This window comes from Burkholderia sp. 572 (assembly GCF_040545135.1).
Lineage (GTDB): Bacteria > Pseudomonadota > Gammaproteobacteria > Burkholderiales > Burkholderiaceae > Burkholderia > Burkholderia cepacia.
On record NZ_JBEPLH010000019.1, the window covers coordinates 128,835 to 144,073 of the forward strand.

Consider the following 15,239-nt stretch of genomic DNA (forward strand, 5'->3'; position numbering starts at 1 on the left):
GCGCTCGCGTGTCACGACCGGCGGTGCATCACTCCCACGCGTGCTTGCTGAACTGATAGCCCTTGCAGCGGATCGTCTTGATGCGCTTCGGTTCCGTCAGGTCGTCGCACAGCTTGCGGCGCAGCTTGGAGATGCGGCCGTCGATCGAGCGGTCGAAGCCGTCGAACTCGATTCCGCGTAACAGCTGCGTCAGGTCTTCCCGGCTGACCACCTCGCCGGCGCGGCAGACGAGGGCCCACAGCAGGTCGAATTCGGTCGAGGTCAGGCGCGGCGCGCTGCCGTCGGGAAGGCGAATCTTGCGATCCGCGCGGTCGATCGAAAACTTGCCGAACTCGAATCGCTGCGGCGACGCCGGTGCGCCGTCGACCGGGCGCAAGCGCATCCGTCGCAGGTGGGCCTTGATCCGCGCGAGCAGGATGCGCGGCTCGACCGGCTTGCGGAGAAAATCGTCCGCGCCGAATTCCAGGCCGAGCAACTCGTCGAACTGCTCGTTGCGGGCCGTCATCATGATGACGATGCCGTCGTACTGCATGCGTGCGTCGCGGCAGATCTCGAAGCCGTCCTTGCCCGGCAGGTTGATGTCGAGCAGCACCAGGTCGGGGCGGCGCGCGATGATCGTGGACACGGCGTCGGTGCCGTCGAACAGCGTGTCCACCTCGTACTGATGCATGCGCAGATAGTCTGCGATCAGCGAGGACAATGGGACGTCGTCTTCGACGAGCAGGATTCGGATGGGCATCGCTAAACGAGGGGGCGAAACGGGAAAGTGGCGAGCGCTCAGGCCCGTCCGAACATGGGGAAGCCGAAGAGACGCGCATGATACTGAGAAACATTCCGGCAGAATGTGGCGAAATCTGCATCGTTCGGTGAGCCTCGCCGCGGGCGGCGCGTCGCCGCGTTGCAGGAAGGCGGACGCACGAAGATGCGGCGTCGTGTTTAGTCGAACGACGCGATGTACGCGTAAACACGTTCGGAGCGGTATCCGGCGTGCAACCGGCTGAAATACCGGGCGGGATGTCGTTCGTGCGGAAACGTTTGCGAAAGCGCCGCGCATGCGGGTATCGCGCACGCTCGCCAGAGCAAAACCGGTAAAGATTGCTCTACATATCATTACAAAATATTACCTGCCGGGTGGCGTGCGGCCCGCCGTATCGCCGCGGGAGATTGCCTTCGCGCTACCGTCGGATCGCCTTGCGCAACCGCGTCACTTCCTGCTCCGACACCGGCGCCGCACGATTGCCTCACGCGCTGCGTACACCTGACCACCGATGGCGACGCGCGGGCGCGACCGTCGGGCACGCACGTTGCTCGGCTTTGGGCGGCGCCCGCCTGCGGGCGCGGAACCGCGTGCCGTTGCGCACGGCGGGCCCGCGCGTGCGCCGATATCGACATTCGTATCAGGGAGGCGCCATGCGTGAATCGAACGATCCATCCCGCGCCAGGACGGGCCCGGGCGGCCGGGCCACGACCGATCCCCGGGCCGTCACGGTCAGGCACCCCGTCACGCGCGCGTTCGAACGCTTCGCGTCGCACGTGACCGTGTGGGCCGGCTCGCCGGTCGCGTTCGGCAGCGCGGTCGCCATCACGGCGCTGTGGCTCGTCACCGGCCCGCTCTTCCACTATTCGGATGCATGGCAGCTCGTCATCAATACCGGGACGACAATCGTCACGTTCCTGATGGTGTTCCTGCTGCAGCGAAACCAGAACCGCGACAGTGTCGCGATGCACCTGAAGCTCGACGAACTCGTGGCCGTCACGCACGCGGCGAGCGACCGGCTGATCGGGATCGAGGACGCGTCGGAGGAGGAGTTGCGCGCGATGGCGCAGACCTACCTCGACATGGCGAAGCGGGTGGCCGCCGGGGACGGTAATCCGGATGGCGATCGTGACCGCGAGCCGGCGGAGCCTTCGCCGGAATCCTGACGGACGTGACGCTGCACGGCTGGACGCGATCGGCTCGCGGCCGGCGGACGATTTTTCAACCGCTTGTCATTTCTGTCCATGCGGCGCGGCATGCAGCGCATTCGCGCGATGAGCGCATCGTGGCGTGCCGTCCGCTGCCGGGCGGAACGCGTGAAGCGGGCGGCATCCAGCACGCGCGTGCGGCCGAAGCGCTTCGATGCGATGTCCGGCAGCGGCGCTGCCGACGGTGTGCAGTCGAGCATGCATCCGGCGGAAACGCTTGCGCAATTCCACTGTCTCGAACGCCGCCTGTACGAGGCGATCCCCCCCGTCAGACAAGGTTACTCGACATTTCATTACAAACTATTACCGATGTCGCCGCGTATCGTTCCCTACAATTTCGCTTCCTGAGGCGCGCGCATGATGCGCCGCGATTTCGTCCGTCATGCGGACGGTGACAGGCAACTGACGGGAAGGCGACATGATGCCGTGGCAAGTCGTGCAGAGTCTCGAAGCGCTCACGAACGCGATCGAAGCCGCGGTGGCGCGGGCCGACTGGGCCGGGGCCGTCCGGGCCGCCGAGACGCGTTCGCGGTTCGTGCTTGCGCTGGCGCCCGATCAGCCGGACGAGGTCGTGTCGGCGCTCGGGAGAATGCAGGAGACCGATGTCCGGATCTCCATCGTCGCACGCGACACGTTGCAGGCGCTCGTTGCCGAGGGCTGGGCGGCGTTGCACGAAACGCGGGCTGCGACGCATGCGTTGAAGGCCGGGCAGCGCGCGCTCGACGCGGACGCTGCGGCATCGCGATGCGTGCCCCGCGCCGACACGCGATTCGCGCTCCGTCATTGAGCGCGACGCTGATATCCGCTTTCTTGGGTGGCAGGATGAGATTCAGAAAACGTACCGCCTACGTCGATGCCACACGATGGTTCGTCGATGGCGACCATGACCGGGTGGCGCGGCGCCACGACACGTGGGCAGTCGCGACGCCGGAAGGCTGGCGTCCGGTGAAGCCCGGCGACTGGATTCTGCTCGACGAAAGCGGGAACTGCTGGCCGATGGACAACGGCCTCTTCCTGCGCTTTTACGAACCGGCCTTGGACTGACGTGACCGACGAACCACGCTCGCCTATCGGCGCTTGCGCGAAAACAGCAACGAATCGGCGTCGTTGAAGCGGATACGCTGCGGCTCGCCATAACCCGCCTTCTCCGCGACGCGGATCGATGCCACGTTGGTCGGCGCGATCACGCATACGCTGCGCTCGAACCGTTGCTGCCCGTCGAGCCATGCAAGCGCCGCCGCGAGCGCCTCGGTCGCGTAGCCCTTGCCGTGCGCCCACGTCGCGAGAGCCCAGCCGGCTTCCGGCACACCGCGAATCGACGGCTCGATGAGCCGGTGGAAATCGGCGAAGCCGAGGTCGCCGACATAACGGCCCGACGCCTTCTCTCGAATCGCCCAGTAGCCATAGCCCAGCAGCGGCCACAGCCCGCGATACGCGAGCATGCGCATCCACGAGTCGCGCGGCGCGGACGGCTCGCCGTTGAAGATGTGCTCGACGACCGTGGGCTCGGCCCACATCGTGGCGAGCGCATCGAAGTCGCCGAGCGGATGGCCTTCGAGGATGAGGCGCGGCGTGTCGAGAACGGGCGGGGAAGAGACAGGCGGCATCGTGGTTTCCGAGAAAGAAGGGGGAGCACGGGACGGCCGGGCCGTCGGCACGTCGACGCCGCGCTGGTCGGGTCCCGTTCACGCGCTCGCCGGCAGGTCGGGCGGCGGTGTGGGTCGGTGAGCGGCGGCGTGCGATCGGCGGTACGCGAGCGCGGCACGCTGCGAGCGGGCATGTCCATTTCGGCAAGACAGGGCGCGGGAATGATAGCAAAACCCTTGTCGCGGCGGGCGTCGCGTCCGGCGGCCGCGAGTGACGCCGGTGCATCGACGGCGTCGAACCGGAAATGTGCGCGATTGCAGCGGCTGGCCGCGCGATAATCGGACTTTCATGCGGCGCACGCCGCACTTCCGATGTGCGTTCACCCCTCGACATGACACTCGAATCCGACTGGCTGAGCCGCTTCATGGCGCTCGTCACGGTTACCGGGAAACTCGAAATCCGCTGCGCGTTCGGCGCGCCGTGGGCGGTCACGTATGAACGATCGCCTGCGTGCGAGATCCCGTATCACGTGGTGCTGCGTGGCCGCGCGATCCTCGAGAATCCCGACGACGGCTCCGTGCGCGAACTCGGCGGCGGCGATCTCGTGCTGTTGCCGCACGGCTCCCCGCATGTGCTCCACGACGGCAGCGGGTTGCCGCCGGTGCCGGCGGTCAAGCGGCCCGGCGGTCACGTCTTCATCGGCGAGAACGCGGGCGCCGGCGAGCGGCTGGACATGCTGTGCGGACGTTTCGTGGTCGCGCCGCCGCACGACCGGCTGATCCGGCGCCACCTGCCGGCCGATCTCGTCGTGCGCGCGGTGGCGGACAGCCGCACGGCGGACGCGCTGGCCGCCACCGCGCGGCTGACCGCCCTCGTGGAGCTGATGCGCGCGGAATCGCTCGAGCAGCAACTCGGCGGTCTCGCGATCCTCGACGCGCTGTCGGCGGCGCTGTTCGCGCTTGCGCTGCGCGCGATCAGCGAATCGGGGCAGGCGCCGACCGGCCTGCTGGCACTGGCCGGCCAACCACGTCTCGCGCCCGCGATCGTCGCGATTCTCGACGATCCGGCAAGGCCGTGGACGCTGCCCGAACTGGCCGCGCTGTGCAGCATGTCGCGCGCGACCTTCATGCGTCATTTCCAGTCGAAACTCGGGCACTCGGCCGCCGATCTGCTGACGGATATCCGGATGAGCCTCGCCGCGAATGCACTGCGCCGGCCGTCGGCCAGCGCGGAGGCCGTGTCGGCCGACGTCGGTTATCAGTCGGTGGCTGCGTTTCGACGCGTGTTCACGCGCTGGGCGGGGATGACGCCAGGTGAATGGCGGCGCCAGTCGTTCGGTGGTCCGCGCGATGCGGCGGCATCGGACGACAGCGTGGCCGGCGATGCGGAGTAAATGCGAAGGAGGCGGCCCCTGCTGCGGTTCGATGCAATCGCAGACGGATCGGCCAGATGTCGACGCACGGTTCGATGCCGGGCCCGTCGCTACGGTTGTCCGGCTCGACGAACAACTCGACGACAGCGCGGCACCTCGGTTTTTTCGATCCCCCAAGCAGCGCCGTGACCGTCATCCAGACGGCACGCCCGCCGCAGCAATGGAGCCGGCGACGGGCGCGATCGAAACGGCAGCGGCACCGCATGCCGTCCCGATGCTCTTGCAGCTGCGCGACTTACTTCACAGGCGGGAAATCGACGACCGTGTCGTTGATGCGGTTGAACGTGTTGGTGAAGATCGTCAGTGCGATCGCGAGCGAGATTTCCGCGAGTTGCGTGTCCGTGTAGCCGGCTTCGCGGATCGCCGCGAATTCGTCGTCGGTGATCGTGCCGCTCGTCCGTTGCAGATTCAGCACGAAACGGATCAGTGCGTCGCGCTTCGCGTCGCCGGTGTTCGGCTCGCGCGAACGGATCGCGCGCAGTGCGTCGGCCGACAGGCCGGTCATCTTGCCGAGCAGGTTGTGCGCGGCGACGCAGTAGTCACACCCGGTATCGGCGCTGACGAGCAGCTTGATCGTTTCGAGATCCTGCCTGGTCAGCGTGCCGCCGGCGAGCACGCCTTCGGCGTCGAGCACGGCCGAGAGCGCGTTCGGCGCGAGATGGCCGACGGCGGCGAACAGGTTGGGGACAGTGCCGCCGGCGACCTTGCGGACTTGTGCGTACACGTCGGCGGTTGCGCCGGTGGCGGTTTCGATGGCGGGGATGGAGATGCGGCTCATGACTGGCTCCTTGATCGGAAAGTTGACGCCCGTTCGTTCGGGGTGAATCCACTTTAGAAGCGCAGGGCGATCCTCATAAGGCGCAAAATCGCCATTGTGATGCTCAAAAGGATCAAGTCGATTCGCCGCCGCCGGCGGTCTACTTCCGGCTTTTCAGGAAGGTCCGCCCTTCGGCCGTGATCGACGCGCCGGAGCGGCCATGCGCGGAATGGCTGACGAAGCCCGCGCTGACGAGTTCCCGCGCGATCGACCAGCCGAGCGCGGGCGCATCGCGCCCGTAGCGGACGTCGGCGAGGCGCTCGAGCGCCCAGATGGCGGAGGCCGACAGGTTCGGGGTGTTGGACGTGAAGTTGTCGCTCATCGCTTCCTCGTGAAAAGGGGATTCGGGGTGGGCGGGATGCCGTGACGCCGGGTGGTGCGCAAATCAGCGCGCTTGCAGCACGGGCAGCAGCGCCTGCAGCGCCGCCTCCTCGTCGGGGCCGGTGGCCAGCACTTGCGCGGACGCGCCGCCGTGCACCTGCAGCGCTGCGATGGCGGCGCTGTCCTTCGCGTTGCTGCTGATCCCGTTCGCGATCAGCAGGATGTCGCTTTCGAAGCCGCGCGCCGCGTCGACGGCTGCTTTTCGTGCGGCGCCGCCGCGGTTGCGGTTCCAGGCGGGGCCGATTTCAACGTACACGACGGTTGCCACGATGTCGGAAAGCCTCTGAACGGAGAATCGGTGTGCGGTGCCAGGCCGGCGGTGCGCCTGGCGCGCGTGAAACACGCTTTCCCGCGAAACCCGGAGCAGCCGTCGGCGAGGCCGGGGTGTGTGCATCCTGCTTGGATGTGCCGGCATTCTCGTGGAAACGGGTTGCAAATCCGGCGAACGGCGCGAAAGCGGTGATTATAATACAGCGGTCAAGATATGTGAATTGCATTATAATGCTGTGTGCGCCGACGGCGGTCCGCCGATCCGTCGGCGCGTGCCGTCAGGCCGGCCGGGCGACGCTGCCAGCGCGCCCGGCATTTTTATCGACGACCCAACTCCTCCTGAATGGAAGCTGCAATGAACGCCGCCCCCGCCTGCCCGCAATGCGCGATGGAAAACACTTACCCGGACGGCACGCTGACCGTATGCGCGGACTGCGGCCATGAATGGTCGGCCGGTGCCGGCGCCGAAACCGGTGACGAGCCGGCCGGCGACGTCGTCAAGGACGCGAACGGCAACGTGCTGTCGGATGGCGATTCGGTCGTGCTGATCAAGGACTTGCGCGTGAAGGGCTCGTCGATCACGCTGAAGATGGGTACCAAGGTCAAGAGCATCCGGCTCGTCGGCGGCGATCACGAGGTCGACTGCAAGACCGACATGGGCGGCTTCATGCTGAAAGCCTGCTACCTGAAGAAGGTCTGAGTGCACCCGCGCCAATCGACTGCTTGATCGACAGCCCACCATGGCCGAGGAACGATTTTCCTACGATGCGTTCGTCAGGTTCCTGGCGACGCCGCTGAACGACGGCCGGCCTTTCGTGCTGGAGACGCAGCACGCACTTTCGCTCCATTTCGATCATATCGGCACGCAGAGCTTCATGTCGCTCCGGGATCCGGGCCGGCTCGAACTCGGCTATACACGCGTGATGATGGGCTTTCTGCTGCTGCAGCCGGAGCCTGCGCACATCTGCATGCTCGGGCTCGGCGGCGGTTCGCTGGCGAAGTACTGCTACCGGCACCTGCCCGGTGCGGCGATCGACGCGGTCGAGATCAACCCGGACGTGATCGCGCTGCGGGACGTATTCAGGATTCCTGCCGACGACGGCCGGTTCACGGTGGTGTGCGCCGACGCCGCGGATCACCTGGAAAGGGCGGATGTCCGGACGGACGTGATCCTGCACGACGCGTTCGTCGCGGACGGCATGCGTGGCCGGTGCACGGGTGCGGCATTCCTCGCGGCATGCCGGGCGCGCCTGAGTGATACCGGCGTACTGGCGATCAACTTCATGGACGACGATCCGGCATTGCCGCAACATCTCGAGCAACTGCGAGCGGTGTTCGGTGCGTCGTATACGCTGGTGCCGTGCGGCGACGACAACAACTACATCGCATTTGCGTGGAAGGGCGGCCAGCGGCTGCCGTCACTCCGCATCCTGCTCGAACGCGCACTTGCGTGCGCACAGGCCGGCGAGCTCAAGCTGGCGGCCACGGCGAGACGCATGAAGGCCGGGGAGTGCATCGAGCCGCAGCGGCTGGTGCAGCGTACGCAGCCTCCGGGGCGGTGGGAGATTGGCGCGTAAGTGGCGTCAAGCGGCGTCAAGCGCCGCCGCGTGCGCGGCCGCGCTTACTTCACGCGCTTGCCGAGCGCGCTCTTGGTCTTGTACGTCACGCCGTGACGGTCGAGATACTCGCGGATCAGTTGCCGCACGACTTGCGAAGGCGTGAGGTCCTGCTCTGCGCAGAGCATCTCGAATGCTTCCTTCTTCGCGGGATCGATCAGGACGGTCAGGCGGGCGGTCTTTGTTTCCATTGTGGGCGAGGGTGGTCGGTATGTTAATCAAATTATAATCGATGAGCCTTCGGCGCTACTACCGGGCACGCGGGGAAACGCGTGCCGGGTGCGCGCTCAACGCTTGCTGCGGACCAACGCGAGCAGGTCGTCGATCACCGGTACGATCGCCAGCGTGACGAGCACCGCGGCGAGCGGCACGGTCGATACGTAGCCGACATGCTTGAAGCCGATTGCGCCGGCCAGGCCGCCGATGAAGAACGACGAAAGCATCGTTGCATGAATCCGCAGCTTCGAGCGGTTGGCGACCACCGCATGCGCGTCGACGTCGATCGCCGACCGGTTCCAGTAGAACAGCTTCCCGAGTTCGATGCCGAGGTCGGTCACGATGCCGGTCATGTGGGTGGTGCGGATCTCCGCGCCCGACAGCTTCGTGATCGTCGCGTTCTGAAGCCCCATGATGAAACACAGCAGCGTCACGGTCACCGGTACGAAGAAGGTTTCCCACAGCGCGAGATGGCTGCCGAGCAGCCCGAACAGAAGCAGCAGCGCGGCCTCGACCAGCAGCGGCAGCATGAACTGGCTGTGCAGGCCGCGACGGCGGCCCCAGTTGACGAGGATCGCCGAGCAGCTGGCACCGATCAGGAACGACCCCAGCGAGCTGATACCGGCCAGCGCGAGCCGCACGTCGCCGAGCGCCGTCTGGTCGGCGATCGCCGATACGATGCCGCTCATGTGCGACGTGTATTGCTTGACCGCGAGGAAGCCGCCGGCATTGGCCGCGCCGGCGACGAACGCCAACGAAAACCCGAGCTGACGGTTTGCGTTCGCGCTGCGGTGTTTTCCCGTCAGGTTTCGAAAGTACTGCGCTGGCATGGTGGCTTCGCTCAATCGCCGCGGATCGCGGGCACGGACATGAAAGCCGGCGCCGGGCGGCAGGGCGGGAACGCCGCATGCGTACGGGCGCCGGGTCTCTTGAATCATGTGATGAACATGATAATGTCATTATCATACTCTGTCAGCCGTATGGGGCTGACAGTACAATGTCGTGCTGCGCGGACCGGCCGCGGCTTCGCTGCCGCATTGCCGTGCCGCCCGCATTCGCGATCACTTCTGCCCACCGTTTCATGACCCCGATCAAGTTCATCCTTCGCTACACTGCGATCCCGTTCACGGCCATCGTGGCCGTGGTGATCTGGACAGTCATACCATCGTCGAAAGAGATCGATGCGAGACAATATGCGGCGCTGTCGCGCGCGTACGCGAGTTTCCCGCTGCCGTTCCGGCGCGAGATCTCGGAAACGATGGACCACGGCCGGATCAACGACCGGCGCTACCAGGCGCTCGTGCGCGATTCGCTGGGCAACGGCGTCGCGCTGGACTGGCCGGCGTCGGGCGTCGGCGCGCTCGCCGACGAGCGGCAAAAACTGGCCGAACTGATTCAGGCCGATTCAGATCTTCAAGGGCATCACCAATGAAAACTCTGCTGGTTTCCGTGGCATTCGCGATGATCATCGCGAGCCTGATCTTCGCGCTGTATTTCATGAATCACGATCGCGGCAAGTCCAAGCGGATGGCATGGTCGCTCGCGGCACGCGTCGGGCTGTCGGTCACGCTGTTCCTGTCGCTGCTGATCGCTTACAAGCTGGGCTGGATCGAGCCGACGGGGTTGCCGATCGGCCGCTGAACGACGGGTGCCCCGTTGCAGCCGGGGCGTTCGCGGAAATTCGCGTTTTTCGAGGCGAGTGACGATGCGATTGCGTACGCGACGTAACGGGCGGAGGGATGGCCGGGTCGTTCAATCCGGCTGAAGGCAAAGAAGCGGTGGCGCAACTGCGGCTCGAGCTTCGGGCATCGTGGATGCGTTACTGCCTGGGGTGCTTCATTTCCTCGGCTTCCATCGCGGCGAGTCGTTCCTCACGTGCGGATACGGACTCCATGGCTTCGTCGATCGAGGCCAATGCATATTCGCAGGCCAGTTTCACTTCTTCGACGGTAGCCTCCGGCGTCTGGTCGTCGCTTGGCGGAGGGGAAAGCATGTCTCCGAGCATCATCGCCAACTCAGGGGTGTCCCACGCTTCGCCCTTTTGCGCCTTTTTCTTTATATAGTGCCGGATTTCCGCGTCCTGCTCGGGCGAGAGCGGAAGGTGTCGAAACGTGTTGCCTGGGTTGGCGTCGATCATGATGGTGCTCCTGGGATTGCTCCCTGCAATGCGCGTGCACCCGGAAAAAGAGGGGCGAAGAAGGAGTCGGCTCCTATCTTCGGGAGCGTGAGTCCTGAATGCGTTCGAGGCGGGCCAGGAGTTCGTCCACCTGGAGTGAGAGAACCTTGTTGCGCTCGGATTGCGTGCGGAGCTTGTTGAGCTTGACTCTCCAGTACGCTGGATCGTTGACGGTCGATCTGTTGATGAACGCGTGTTGCGCTTGCTCAAGCAGCCCGATTGATCGTCTGATATGGGCCAACTCCCGTTCCGCGTCGCAGTACCAGCTCATGTTTTTCGCCTTCTGATTATGGTTTTCATTTTGACTTGCTGCACGGCGAGCGCACGTGCGCTCGCTCGAAAGGCGATGCTGGAGTCAATTTCGGGCAGCACCACGGCTGCACGGCGTGACGAGCGTACTGATCATCCTTCTTGCGGCTGCGAGGCGGCCGGCCGGCTTGCCGCCTGCGTCGTCCGGCCACGGTAATTCACGCCGGGGGACGAGATGGCGACGCAAGCGGGCCCCCGGCCGGCACGGCGTGCACGATGTTCCTAGAACATTTTGCGGGGCGGCATCAGGCGCTTCGTCCGCAAGCGCTGCCTGGCAACGGCACTGGCCTTTTTCCGCTTGCGCTCCGTCGTGGGCTTTTCGTAGCTGGTGCGACTGCGCAACTCGCGAATCAACCCGGTCTTCTCGATACTGCGCCGGAATCGTCGCAGCGCGACATCGATTGGTTCGTTGATCTTCAGTGTGATGGTTGTCATGTAACTCCTGGTTGAAAACGGTCGACGGGAAAACTAGCCGAGTCGTGTCATGACGGTGCTTGCGATCTCGTCAGATTCGAATTCCGAATACCCGGCTCCGATTGAAAATGCGCGCACAGCCGCGAACATCTGCAGCTCCTGTTGATGACATAGCGCGGAACGGGTCATTCCTGCGGGCAGGACAGCGTCGCTCCGAGTGACCTTGCACCCTCTGATCAGGTCAAGAAGTTCGTCGACGATCATTTCGTCCTCCAAATTGCTGGAAAGTTACTTTGCCATCGTGAGTCGCGTCAGACGGCGCTCGAAAAGAAGCCCTGCTTTTCGCGATTTTCGTCGATGACACTTTCGGCATAGCGCAATGACGCACGACGTGCGTCACCGGCGGTATCGAACGGACTGTCGTCGAGAAGCCTGAAAGTCTGGCTCTGCGTCAGCGTATCGGTGGTGCCGCGAAGACAAATCTTGACCGCTGCGTCGAAGCCGGCATCGTAGTTATGCGGGTTGCCATCCAACGCAGGCACGTGTGGGTAAATCAGTGGATAGATCTCGAATCCACGGTAAATATGCATGCTCATCATGAACTCCTGGCGATCGATTGCGGCGACTCGCAAGGACGAGCGTATGCTGCCAGCATCGCCTGATGCATGGCGCGGCGGGTCGGTGTGAAAGGGACAAACGTTGCGAGCGAGGCGGTACGCGACGCAACACGGTGGCGAGTGGAGGGCGAGCGGGCAAACAGCAAACGGGCGCTCGAATGAAACCATCATACGCGCATCGTCGATCGGGTGTCCATCTTATTTCGACCGCGACGAGGCAACTGTCTCGACAACCAGTCGACGCCGACCATTCATGCCTTATACGGAAAACGACACCTCTCCCGATTCCGCGACATGGGGCAGGGGGGCATGCACCTGACGTTGCTTGCCGAAATTGTGACAGCCGTCGAATCGACAGGGAGCCCGCGTCTGGACGTCAGTGCGAAGGCGGCGTCAGTCGCCAGCCGATGCACGCCATTCCGTGATGCGCGCGGTGAGCCGGCGCGATTATTCGATTGGTGTTCCACGAAACGGGATTCGGCACGAAGCGCGCATGCACTCGCAGCCGGGCGTAGACAGAAAGGACGTTGTCACCGGCGAGGCTGCGCAAAGGCTTCTGCCAACTTTCGACAGGGCCGTCACGACGGGGACGCTCGTGGTCGCGTGTTGTCCGGATCGCAAGTTTGATCTGACTATAGTAGTGTTGTGATAAGAAAACTTATCCCGATGATGTTGATCGGAATGAATCCCATCGGAGGATGGCAGCATCGATGGCGTGACTGAAACGGGTTCTGGGGCGCCAACAGAGGCGGTAGCGTGCCGGGCGATGACGCTAGCCGCCCGCCCCGCCCGTGATGTCATGTCGATAGGCACGAGGAGAGCAACCCACGATGCGCTTGAACGCATGTCCGAACGCGCTATCCGAGTCGTAGCCGAGCATTTGCGCGATTGCCGATATCGATGCGTTCGAGCGTCGCAGTTCCCGCATCGCGAGTTGCACGCGCCAGCGCAGTACGTACTCGAGCGGCCCGAATCCCAGCCGCCGCTTGAAGTGCAGCGCGAACGTCGAACGCGATACGTGGCAGCAGGTCGCGAGTTCGTCGACTGTCCAGCGTCGTGCGGGCTCCGCATGAATGGCGACAAGCGCCGTGCTCACCCGGGAGTCCGCGAACCCGGCAAGCCATCCGACATCGCTGTTCGCGCCGTCGTCCACGTAGCGGCGCAGGATCTCGACCAGCATCATGTGGCCGAGATGCCGAACCATCAGCGACGCCCCCGGCGATGGTTTGCCGAATTCATGTGCGAGCCGCTGCAGCGCCCAGCGCAACACCGCCGCCTGCTCGGAGTCGCCGCTCACGATCACCACGGGCGGCAGGCTGCCAAGCAGCAGCGGCATGCCTTCCTCGTACGAGAAGCGGCCGCCGATCAGAAAGCAGTTCGCCGGTTCGCCATAGTGCGCGATGCCGTGTTCGACGTTCCGGTACACGTCGGCGGCAGGGACCGGCGTAACCGATGGATCGCTCGCCAGTGAAAATGCCCGCGGCGATGCGAGCAGGAAGCAGTCTCCCGTGCGCAGCCGGATCGGCGCCCCGGCGCCGTCGACGGTCAGCCAGCAACTTCCCTCGACAACCGCATTGAACTTGATTCCCTCGGGCGGGGGAATGGCAACCGCCCACTGGCCGCCTGCTCTCAGGCCGGTGAAATACGAGTCGCGCGTTTCCAGCAGCGACAGCACTTCCGAAAGGGGATCCACGTTCAAGCTCCGGACGATCTCGACGAAAAATCGGATTCTATTGCATTCACAGTCCGGGGGCGCCGCCGGAAAATGGCCTCGTGCAGTGACGCGACCGACAGGCGGGCGCGTGCTTCACGCATCGTTCCAGGAGCCTTCGATGACGAGCAGGCAACACTCCCTTCATTCCGGATTCGGCGCAGCATCGACGGCAAGCGACGTACTGGCCGGTCTCGACCTTCGTGGCAAGACCGCCATCGTCACGGGCGGCCATTCGGGTCTCGGCCTGGAAACGACGCGCGCACTGGCGCAAGCCGGTGCGACCGTTGTCGTCGGCGCACGGCACGTCGATGCCGCACGCGACGCAACGCGCGGCATCGACGGTGTGGAGATTGCGGCACTCGACCTCGCCGATCTCGCGAGCGTGGCCACGTTCGTGGCGCGGTTCGTCGATGGGCGGCGCAACGTGGACATCGTCATCAACAGCGCGGGCATCATGGCGTGCCCGGAGACACGCGTCGACGATGGCCGGGAAGCGCAGATGGCCGTCAATCATCTTGGCCATTACGCGCTCGTCAACGGGCTGTGGCCCGTGCTCGCGCATGGCGGCGGCGCCCGCGTGGTCGCGGTGTCGTCGCTCGGGCACCGGCTGTCGCCGATTCGTTGGGATGACGTCCAGTTCGCACACGGCTACGACAAATGGCTCGCGTATGCGCAGTCGAAGACCGCCAACGCGCTGTTCGCGGTGCAGCTCGACGCGCTGGGCGCCCCGTTCGGCGTCCGCGCCTATTCGCTGCATCCGGGCAAGATCGCGACGCCGCTGCAGCGTCATCTGACACGTGAAGAGATGATGGCGCAGGGCTGGGTGGACGAGCACGGTGTGCCGGTCGATCCGACTTTCAAGACGCCGGCCCAGGGTGCCGCAACCCAGGTATGGGCGGCAACGTCGCCGCGCCTTGCGGCGATCGGCGGTGTCTATTGCGAGGACTGCGACGTCGCGGTCGTCACGCAGGGAAACGAGGAATTCGGCGTGCGGCCGCATGCGATCGATCCGGATGAGGCGGCGCGTCTGTGGGCGTGGTCCGCGAAGCTGACCGGCATCGATGCCTTTGCGGCGAGCCGCTGACGCCCGAGTGCGTATGAAGGAGGGCACAGGCACCGGCGGAGACAGGGCATGCGGCCGGCGCGAGATCCGCGCGCGGCCACTTGGTCACGCGTCGCGCGAAGCGCGCGGCTCATCTCCGCGATCGGTATCGCGGAAAGCGAGTCGGGGTTCGAGGCAAGTGCATCGAAGGTTGATGCGAGTTGGCTGATCGCGAAGCTTGAGAGGGCGATTGATTCCAATCGAGAGGGGGCAGTTCACGGCGGCCGATTGCCGCCGAGAACACAGTGCATATATCAGGGGGCGGTAAGCAAGATCGGGCCGGTGGTCGCATCCGCCGTGTCAACTGGGTCAGGTTCCGACGCCACCGCGGTGCGCCGGCGCCCGATCGGGCGATCGCCCGTCGCGTATCCGTTCAAGTCGCCCGATCGCCTCAGCGTGGCCTCGAACACGAATCAATCCGCTGCTGGCTGCCGATCCGAAGTGGATCGAGTCGTCGCCGTACGCGAATCACATGGGTTCGACGTACTGTCGCGATTGAAACCGGAGAAGCGGGGGGGGGGGGGGGGGGGGGGGGCCCGGGGCGCTATAAACATGGGGTGGGGGGGGGGGGGGGCGGGTGGGTGTTGGGGGGTGGATAGCACTAGTGAGGGGTGTGGTGGGCG

At 65.0% G+C, this 15,239-nt stretch carries 22 protein-coding genes; 10 read left to right on the forward strand and 12 right to left on the reverse strand.

The genetic code is table 11. The features are described 5' to 3' along the window. Positions 1-28 precede the first annotated feature (28 nt). Positions 29-739: a response regulator gene (locus tag ABIC51_RS30390; protein WP_060173570.1), complete on the reverse strand. Its 711-nt coding sequence runs from the start codon at positions 737-739 to the stop codon at positions 29-31. A gap of 671 nt (positions 740-1,410) precedes the next feature. Here ABIC51_RS30390 and ABIC51_RS30395 point away from each other — a divergent pair. From ABIC51_RS30395 to ABIC51_RS30410, 4 genes are all read left to right on the forward strand, one after another. Next, complete coding sequence (locus tag ABIC51_RS30395; protein WP_059693426.1) at positions 1,411-1,923, forward strand: low affinity iron permease family protein; 513 nt, start codon at positions 1,411-1,413, stop codon at positions 1,921-1,923. 108 nt (positions 1,924-2,031) lie between these two features. After that, the gene (locus ABIC51_RS30400; RefSeq protein ID WP_354006759.1) at positions 2,032-2,313 is read left to right on the forward strand and encodes a hypothetical protein; all 282 of its coding nucleotides are present in this window, start codon (positions 2,032-2,034) and stop codon (positions 2,311-2,313) included. Between the two features lie 70 nt (positions 2,314-2,383). Beyond that, on the forward strand, positions 2,384-2,752 hold the full coding sequence (locus ABIC51_RS30405) for a hypothetical protein (protein ID WP_226128974.1): 369 nt from the start codon (positions 2,384-2,386) through the stop codon (positions 2,750-2,752). Then, complete coding sequence (locus ABIC51_RS30410) at positions 2,749-3,009, forward strand: hypothetical protein (RefSeq protein WP_226113495.1); 261 nt, start codon at positions 2,749-2,751, stop codon at positions 3,007-3,009. Before ABIC51_RS30405 ends, ABIC51_RS30410 begins: the two co-directional genes overlap by 4 nt. 23 nt (positions 3,010-3,032) lie before the next feature. Here ABIC51_RS30410 and ABIC51_RS30415 read toward each other — a convergent pair whose 3' ends face one another. After that, positions 3,033-3,572 carry a GNAT family N-acetyltransferase gene (locus tag ABIC51_RS30415; RefSeq protein ID WP_226128972.1) on the reverse strand — a complete coding sequence of 180 codons (540 nt, stop codon included), beginning with the start codon at positions 3,570-3,572 and terminating at the stop codon, positions 3,033-3,035. A gap of 371 nt (positions 3,573-3,943) precedes the next feature. Here ABIC51_RS30415 and ABIC51_RS30420 point away from each other — a divergent pair, with 371 nt between their 5' ends. After that, the gene (locus ABIC51_RS30420) at positions 3,944-4,945 is read left to right on the forward strand and encodes an AraC family transcriptional regulator (protein ID WP_226128970.1); all 1,002 of its coding nucleotides are present in this window, start codon (positions 3,944-3,946) and stop codon (positions 4,943-4,945) included. 274 nt (positions 4,946-5,219) lie between these two features. On the opposite strand, the gene ABIC51_RS30425 is transcribed toward ABIC51_RS30420, so the two are convergent. The 3 genes from ABIC51_RS30425 to ABIC51_RS30435 form a co-directional block, all read right to left on the reverse strand. Next, positions 5,220-5,762, reverse strand: a complete 543-nt coding sequence (locus ABIC51_RS30425; protein ID WP_226128968.1) for a carboxymuconolactone decarboxylase family protein — start codon at positions 5,760-5,762, stop codon at positions 5,220-5,222. A 139-nt stretch (positions 5,763-5,901) separates the two neighbouring features. Continuing rightward, entirely contained in the window at positions 5,902-6,123 is a 222-nt protein-coding gene (locus tag ABIC51_RS30430; RefSeq protein ID WP_021158205.1) for a hypothetical protein, read from the reverse strand. Positions 6,124-6,186: 63 nt separating this feature from the next. Then, a complete protein-coding gene (locus ABIC51_RS30435; RefSeq protein WP_059693440.1) occupies positions 6,187-6,450 on the reverse strand; it encodes an HPr family phosphocarrier protein in 264 nt (87 codons plus the stop codon). Positions 6,451-6,807: 357 nt separating this feature from the next. Between ABIC51_RS30435 and ABIC51_RS30440 the strand changes: the two genes are divergently transcribed. Both ABIC51_RS30440 and ABIC51_RS30445 read left to right on the forward strand, forming a co-directional pair. Further along, the gene (locus tag ABIC51_RS30440; RefSeq protein WP_021158207.1) at positions 6,808-7,152 is read left to right on the forward strand and encodes a zinc ribbon domain-containing protein YjdM; all 345 of its coding nucleotides are present in this window, start codon (positions 6,808-6,810) and stop codon (positions 7,150-7,152) included. Positions 7,153-7,192: 40 nt separating this feature from the next. Then, positions 7,193-8,029, forward strand: coding sequence for a class I SAM-dependent methyltransferase (locus tag ABIC51_RS30445; RefSeq protein WP_060317594.1), 837 nt, complete (start codon positions 7,193-7,195; stop codon positions 8,027-8,029). A gap of 44 nt (positions 8,030-8,073) precedes the next feature. Here ABIC51_RS30445 and ABIC51_RS30450 read toward each other — a convergent pair whose 3' ends face one another. Both ABIC51_RS30450 and ABIC51_RS30455 read right to left on the reverse strand, forming a co-directional pair. Beyond that, positions 8,074-8,259, reverse strand: a complete 186-nt coding sequence (locus tag ABIC51_RS30450; RefSeq protein WP_021158209.1) for a ribbon-helix-helix protein — start codon at positions 8,257-8,259, stop codon at positions 8,074-8,076. 96 nt (positions 8,260-8,355) lie between these two features. Beyond that, the gene (locus ABIC51_RS30455; protein ID WP_027792573.1) at positions 8,356-9,114 is read right to left on the reverse strand and encodes a YoaK family protein; all 759 of its coding nucleotides are present in this window, start codon (positions 9,112-9,114) and stop codon (positions 8,356-8,358) included. Positions 9,115-9,365: 251 nt separating this feature from the next. Here ABIC51_RS30455 and ABIC51_RS30460 point away from each other — a divergent pair, with 251 nt between their 5' ends. Next, positions 9,366-9,716, forward strand: a complete 351-nt coding sequence (locus ABIC51_RS30460) for a hypothetical protein (protein WP_027792574.1) — start codon at positions 9,366-9,368, stop codon at positions 9,714-9,716. Next, complete coding sequence (locus ABIC51_RS30465; RefSeq protein WP_006489184.1) at positions 9,713-9,925, forward strand: twin transmembrane helix small protein; 213 nt, start codon at positions 9,713-9,715, stop codon at positions 9,923-9,925. Before ABIC51_RS30460 ends, ABIC51_RS30465 begins: the two co-directional genes overlap by 4 nt. A gap of 178 nt (positions 9,926-10,103) precedes the next feature. Here the strand turns inward: ABIC51_RS30465 and ABIC51_RS30470 are convergent, their stop codons facing one another. The 5 genes from ABIC51_RS30470 to ABIC51_RS30490 all read right to left on the reverse strand — a co-directional run bounded on the left by ABIC51_RS30470 (position 10,104) and on the right by ABIC51_RS30490 (position 13,493). Then, a complete protein-coding gene (locus ABIC51_RS30470; protein WP_027792575.1) occupies positions 10,104-10,421 on the reverse strand; it encodes a hypothetical protein in 318 nt (105 codons plus the stop codon). Positions 10,422-10,991: 570 nt separating this feature from the next. Further along, positions 10,992-11,204 carry a 30S ribosomal protein S21 gene (gene rpsU / locus ABIC51_RS30475; RefSeq protein ID WP_021158214.1) on the reverse strand — a complete coding sequence of 71 codons (213 nt, stop codon included), beginning with the start codon at positions 11,202-11,204 and terminating at the stop codon, positions 10,992-10,994. Between the two features lie 33 nt (positions 11,205-11,237). Then, positions 11,238-11,447, reverse strand: a complete 210-nt coding sequence (locus ABIC51_RS30480; RefSeq protein ID WP_027792577.1) for a hypothetical protein — start codon at positions 11,445-11,447, stop codon at positions 11,238-11,240. A 47-nt stretch (positions 11,448-11,494) separates the two neighbouring features. After that, positions 11,495-11,779: a hypothetical protein gene (locus tag ABIC51_RS30485; protein WP_027792578.1), complete on the reverse strand. Its 285-nt coding sequence runs from the start codon at positions 11,777-11,779 to the stop codon at positions 11,495-11,497. Positions 11,780-12,572: 793 nt separating this feature from the next. After that, positions 12,573-13,493, reverse strand: a complete 921-nt coding sequence (locus tag ABIC51_RS30490) for an AraC family transcriptional regulator (RefSeq protein ID WP_027792579.1) — start codon at positions 13,491-13,493, stop codon at positions 12,573-12,575. Positions 13,494-13,632: 139 nt separating this feature from the next. Between ABIC51_RS30490 and ABIC51_RS30495 the strand changes: the two genes are divergently transcribed. Beyond that, on the forward strand, positions 13,633-14,598 hold the full coding sequence (locus ABIC51_RS30495) for an SDR family NAD(P)-dependent oxidoreductase (protein ID WP_226128966.1): 966 nt from the start codon (positions 13,633-13,635) through the stop codon (positions 14,596-14,598). Positions 14,599-15,239 lie beyond the last annotated feature (641 nt).

Coding starts and splice junctions, on each gene's coding strand:
- ABIC51_RS30405 (WP_226128974.1), top strand. CDS start 2,384: ATGATGCCGTGGCAAGTCGTGCAGAGTCTCGAAGCGCTCACGAACGCG.
- ABIC51_RS30440 (WP_021158207.1), top strand. CDS start 6,808: ATGAACGCCGCCCCCGCCTGCCCGCAATGCGCGATGGAAAACACTTAC.
- ABIC51_RS30415 (WP_226128972.1), bottom strand. CDS start 3,572: ATGCCGCCTGTCTCTTCCCCGCCCGTTCTCGACACGCCGCGCCTCATC.
- ABIC51_RS30450 (WP_021158209.1), bottom strand. CDS start 8,259: ATGGAAACAAAGACCGCCCGCCTGACCGTCCTGATCGATCCCGCGAAG.
- rpsU (WP_021158214.1), bottom strand. CDS start 11,204: ATGACAACCATCACACTGAAGATCAACGAACCAATCGATGTCGCGCTG.
- ABIC51_RS30465 (WP_006489184.1), top strand. CDS start 9,713: ATGAAAACTCTGCTGGTTTCCGTGGCATTCGCGATGATCATCGCGAGC.
- ABIC51_RS30390 (WP_060173570.1), bottom strand. CDS start 739: ATGCCCATCCGAATCCTGCTCGTCGAAGACGACGTCCCATTGTCCTCG.
- ABIC51_RS30425 (WP_226128968.1), bottom strand. CDS start 5,762: ATGAGCCGCATCTCCATCCCCGCCATCGAAACCGCCACCGGCGCAACC.
- ABIC51_RS30400 (WP_354006759.1), top strand. CDS start 2,032: ATGAGCGCATCGTGGCGTGCCGTCCGCTGCCGGGCGGAACGCGTGAAG.
- ABIC51_RS30460 (WP_027792574.1), top strand. CDS start 9,366: ATGACCCCGATCAAGTTCATCCTTCGCTACACTGCGATCCCGTTCACG.
- ABIC51_RS30455 (WP_027792573.1), bottom strand. CDS start 9,114: ATGCCAGCGCAGTACTTTCGAAACCTGACGGGAAAACACCGCAGCGCG.
- ABIC51_RS30480 (WP_027792577.1), bottom strand. CDS start 11,447: ATGATCGTCGACGAACTTCTTGACCTGATCAGAGGGTGCAAGGTCACT.
- ABIC51_RS30395 (WP_059693426.1), top strand. CDS start 1,411: ATGCGTGAATCGAACGATCCATCCCGCGCCAGGACGGGCCCGGGCGGC.
- ABIC51_RS30470 (WP_027792575.1), bottom strand. CDS start 10,421: ATGATCGACGCCAACCCAGGCAACACGTTTCGACACCTTCCGCTCTCG.
- ABIC51_RS30485 (WP_027792578.1), bottom strand. CDS start 11,779: ATGAGCATGCATATTTACCGTGGATTCGAGATCTATCCACTGATTTAC.
- ABIC51_RS30420 (WP_226128970.1), top strand. CDS start 3,944: ATGACACTCGAATCCGACTGGCTGAGCCGCTTCATGGCGCTCGTCACG.
- ABIC51_RS30495 (WP_226128966.1), top strand. CDS start 13,633: ATGACGAGCAGGCAACACTCCCTTCATTCCGGATTCGGCGCAGCATCG.
- ABIC51_RS30445 (WP_060317594.1), top strand. CDS start 7,193: ATGGCCGAGGAACGATTTTCCTACGATGCGTTCGTCAGGTTCCTGGCG.
- ABIC51_RS30430 (WP_021158205.1), bottom strand. CDS start 6,123: ATGAGCGACAACTTCACGTCCAACACCCCGAACCTGTCGGCCTCCGCC.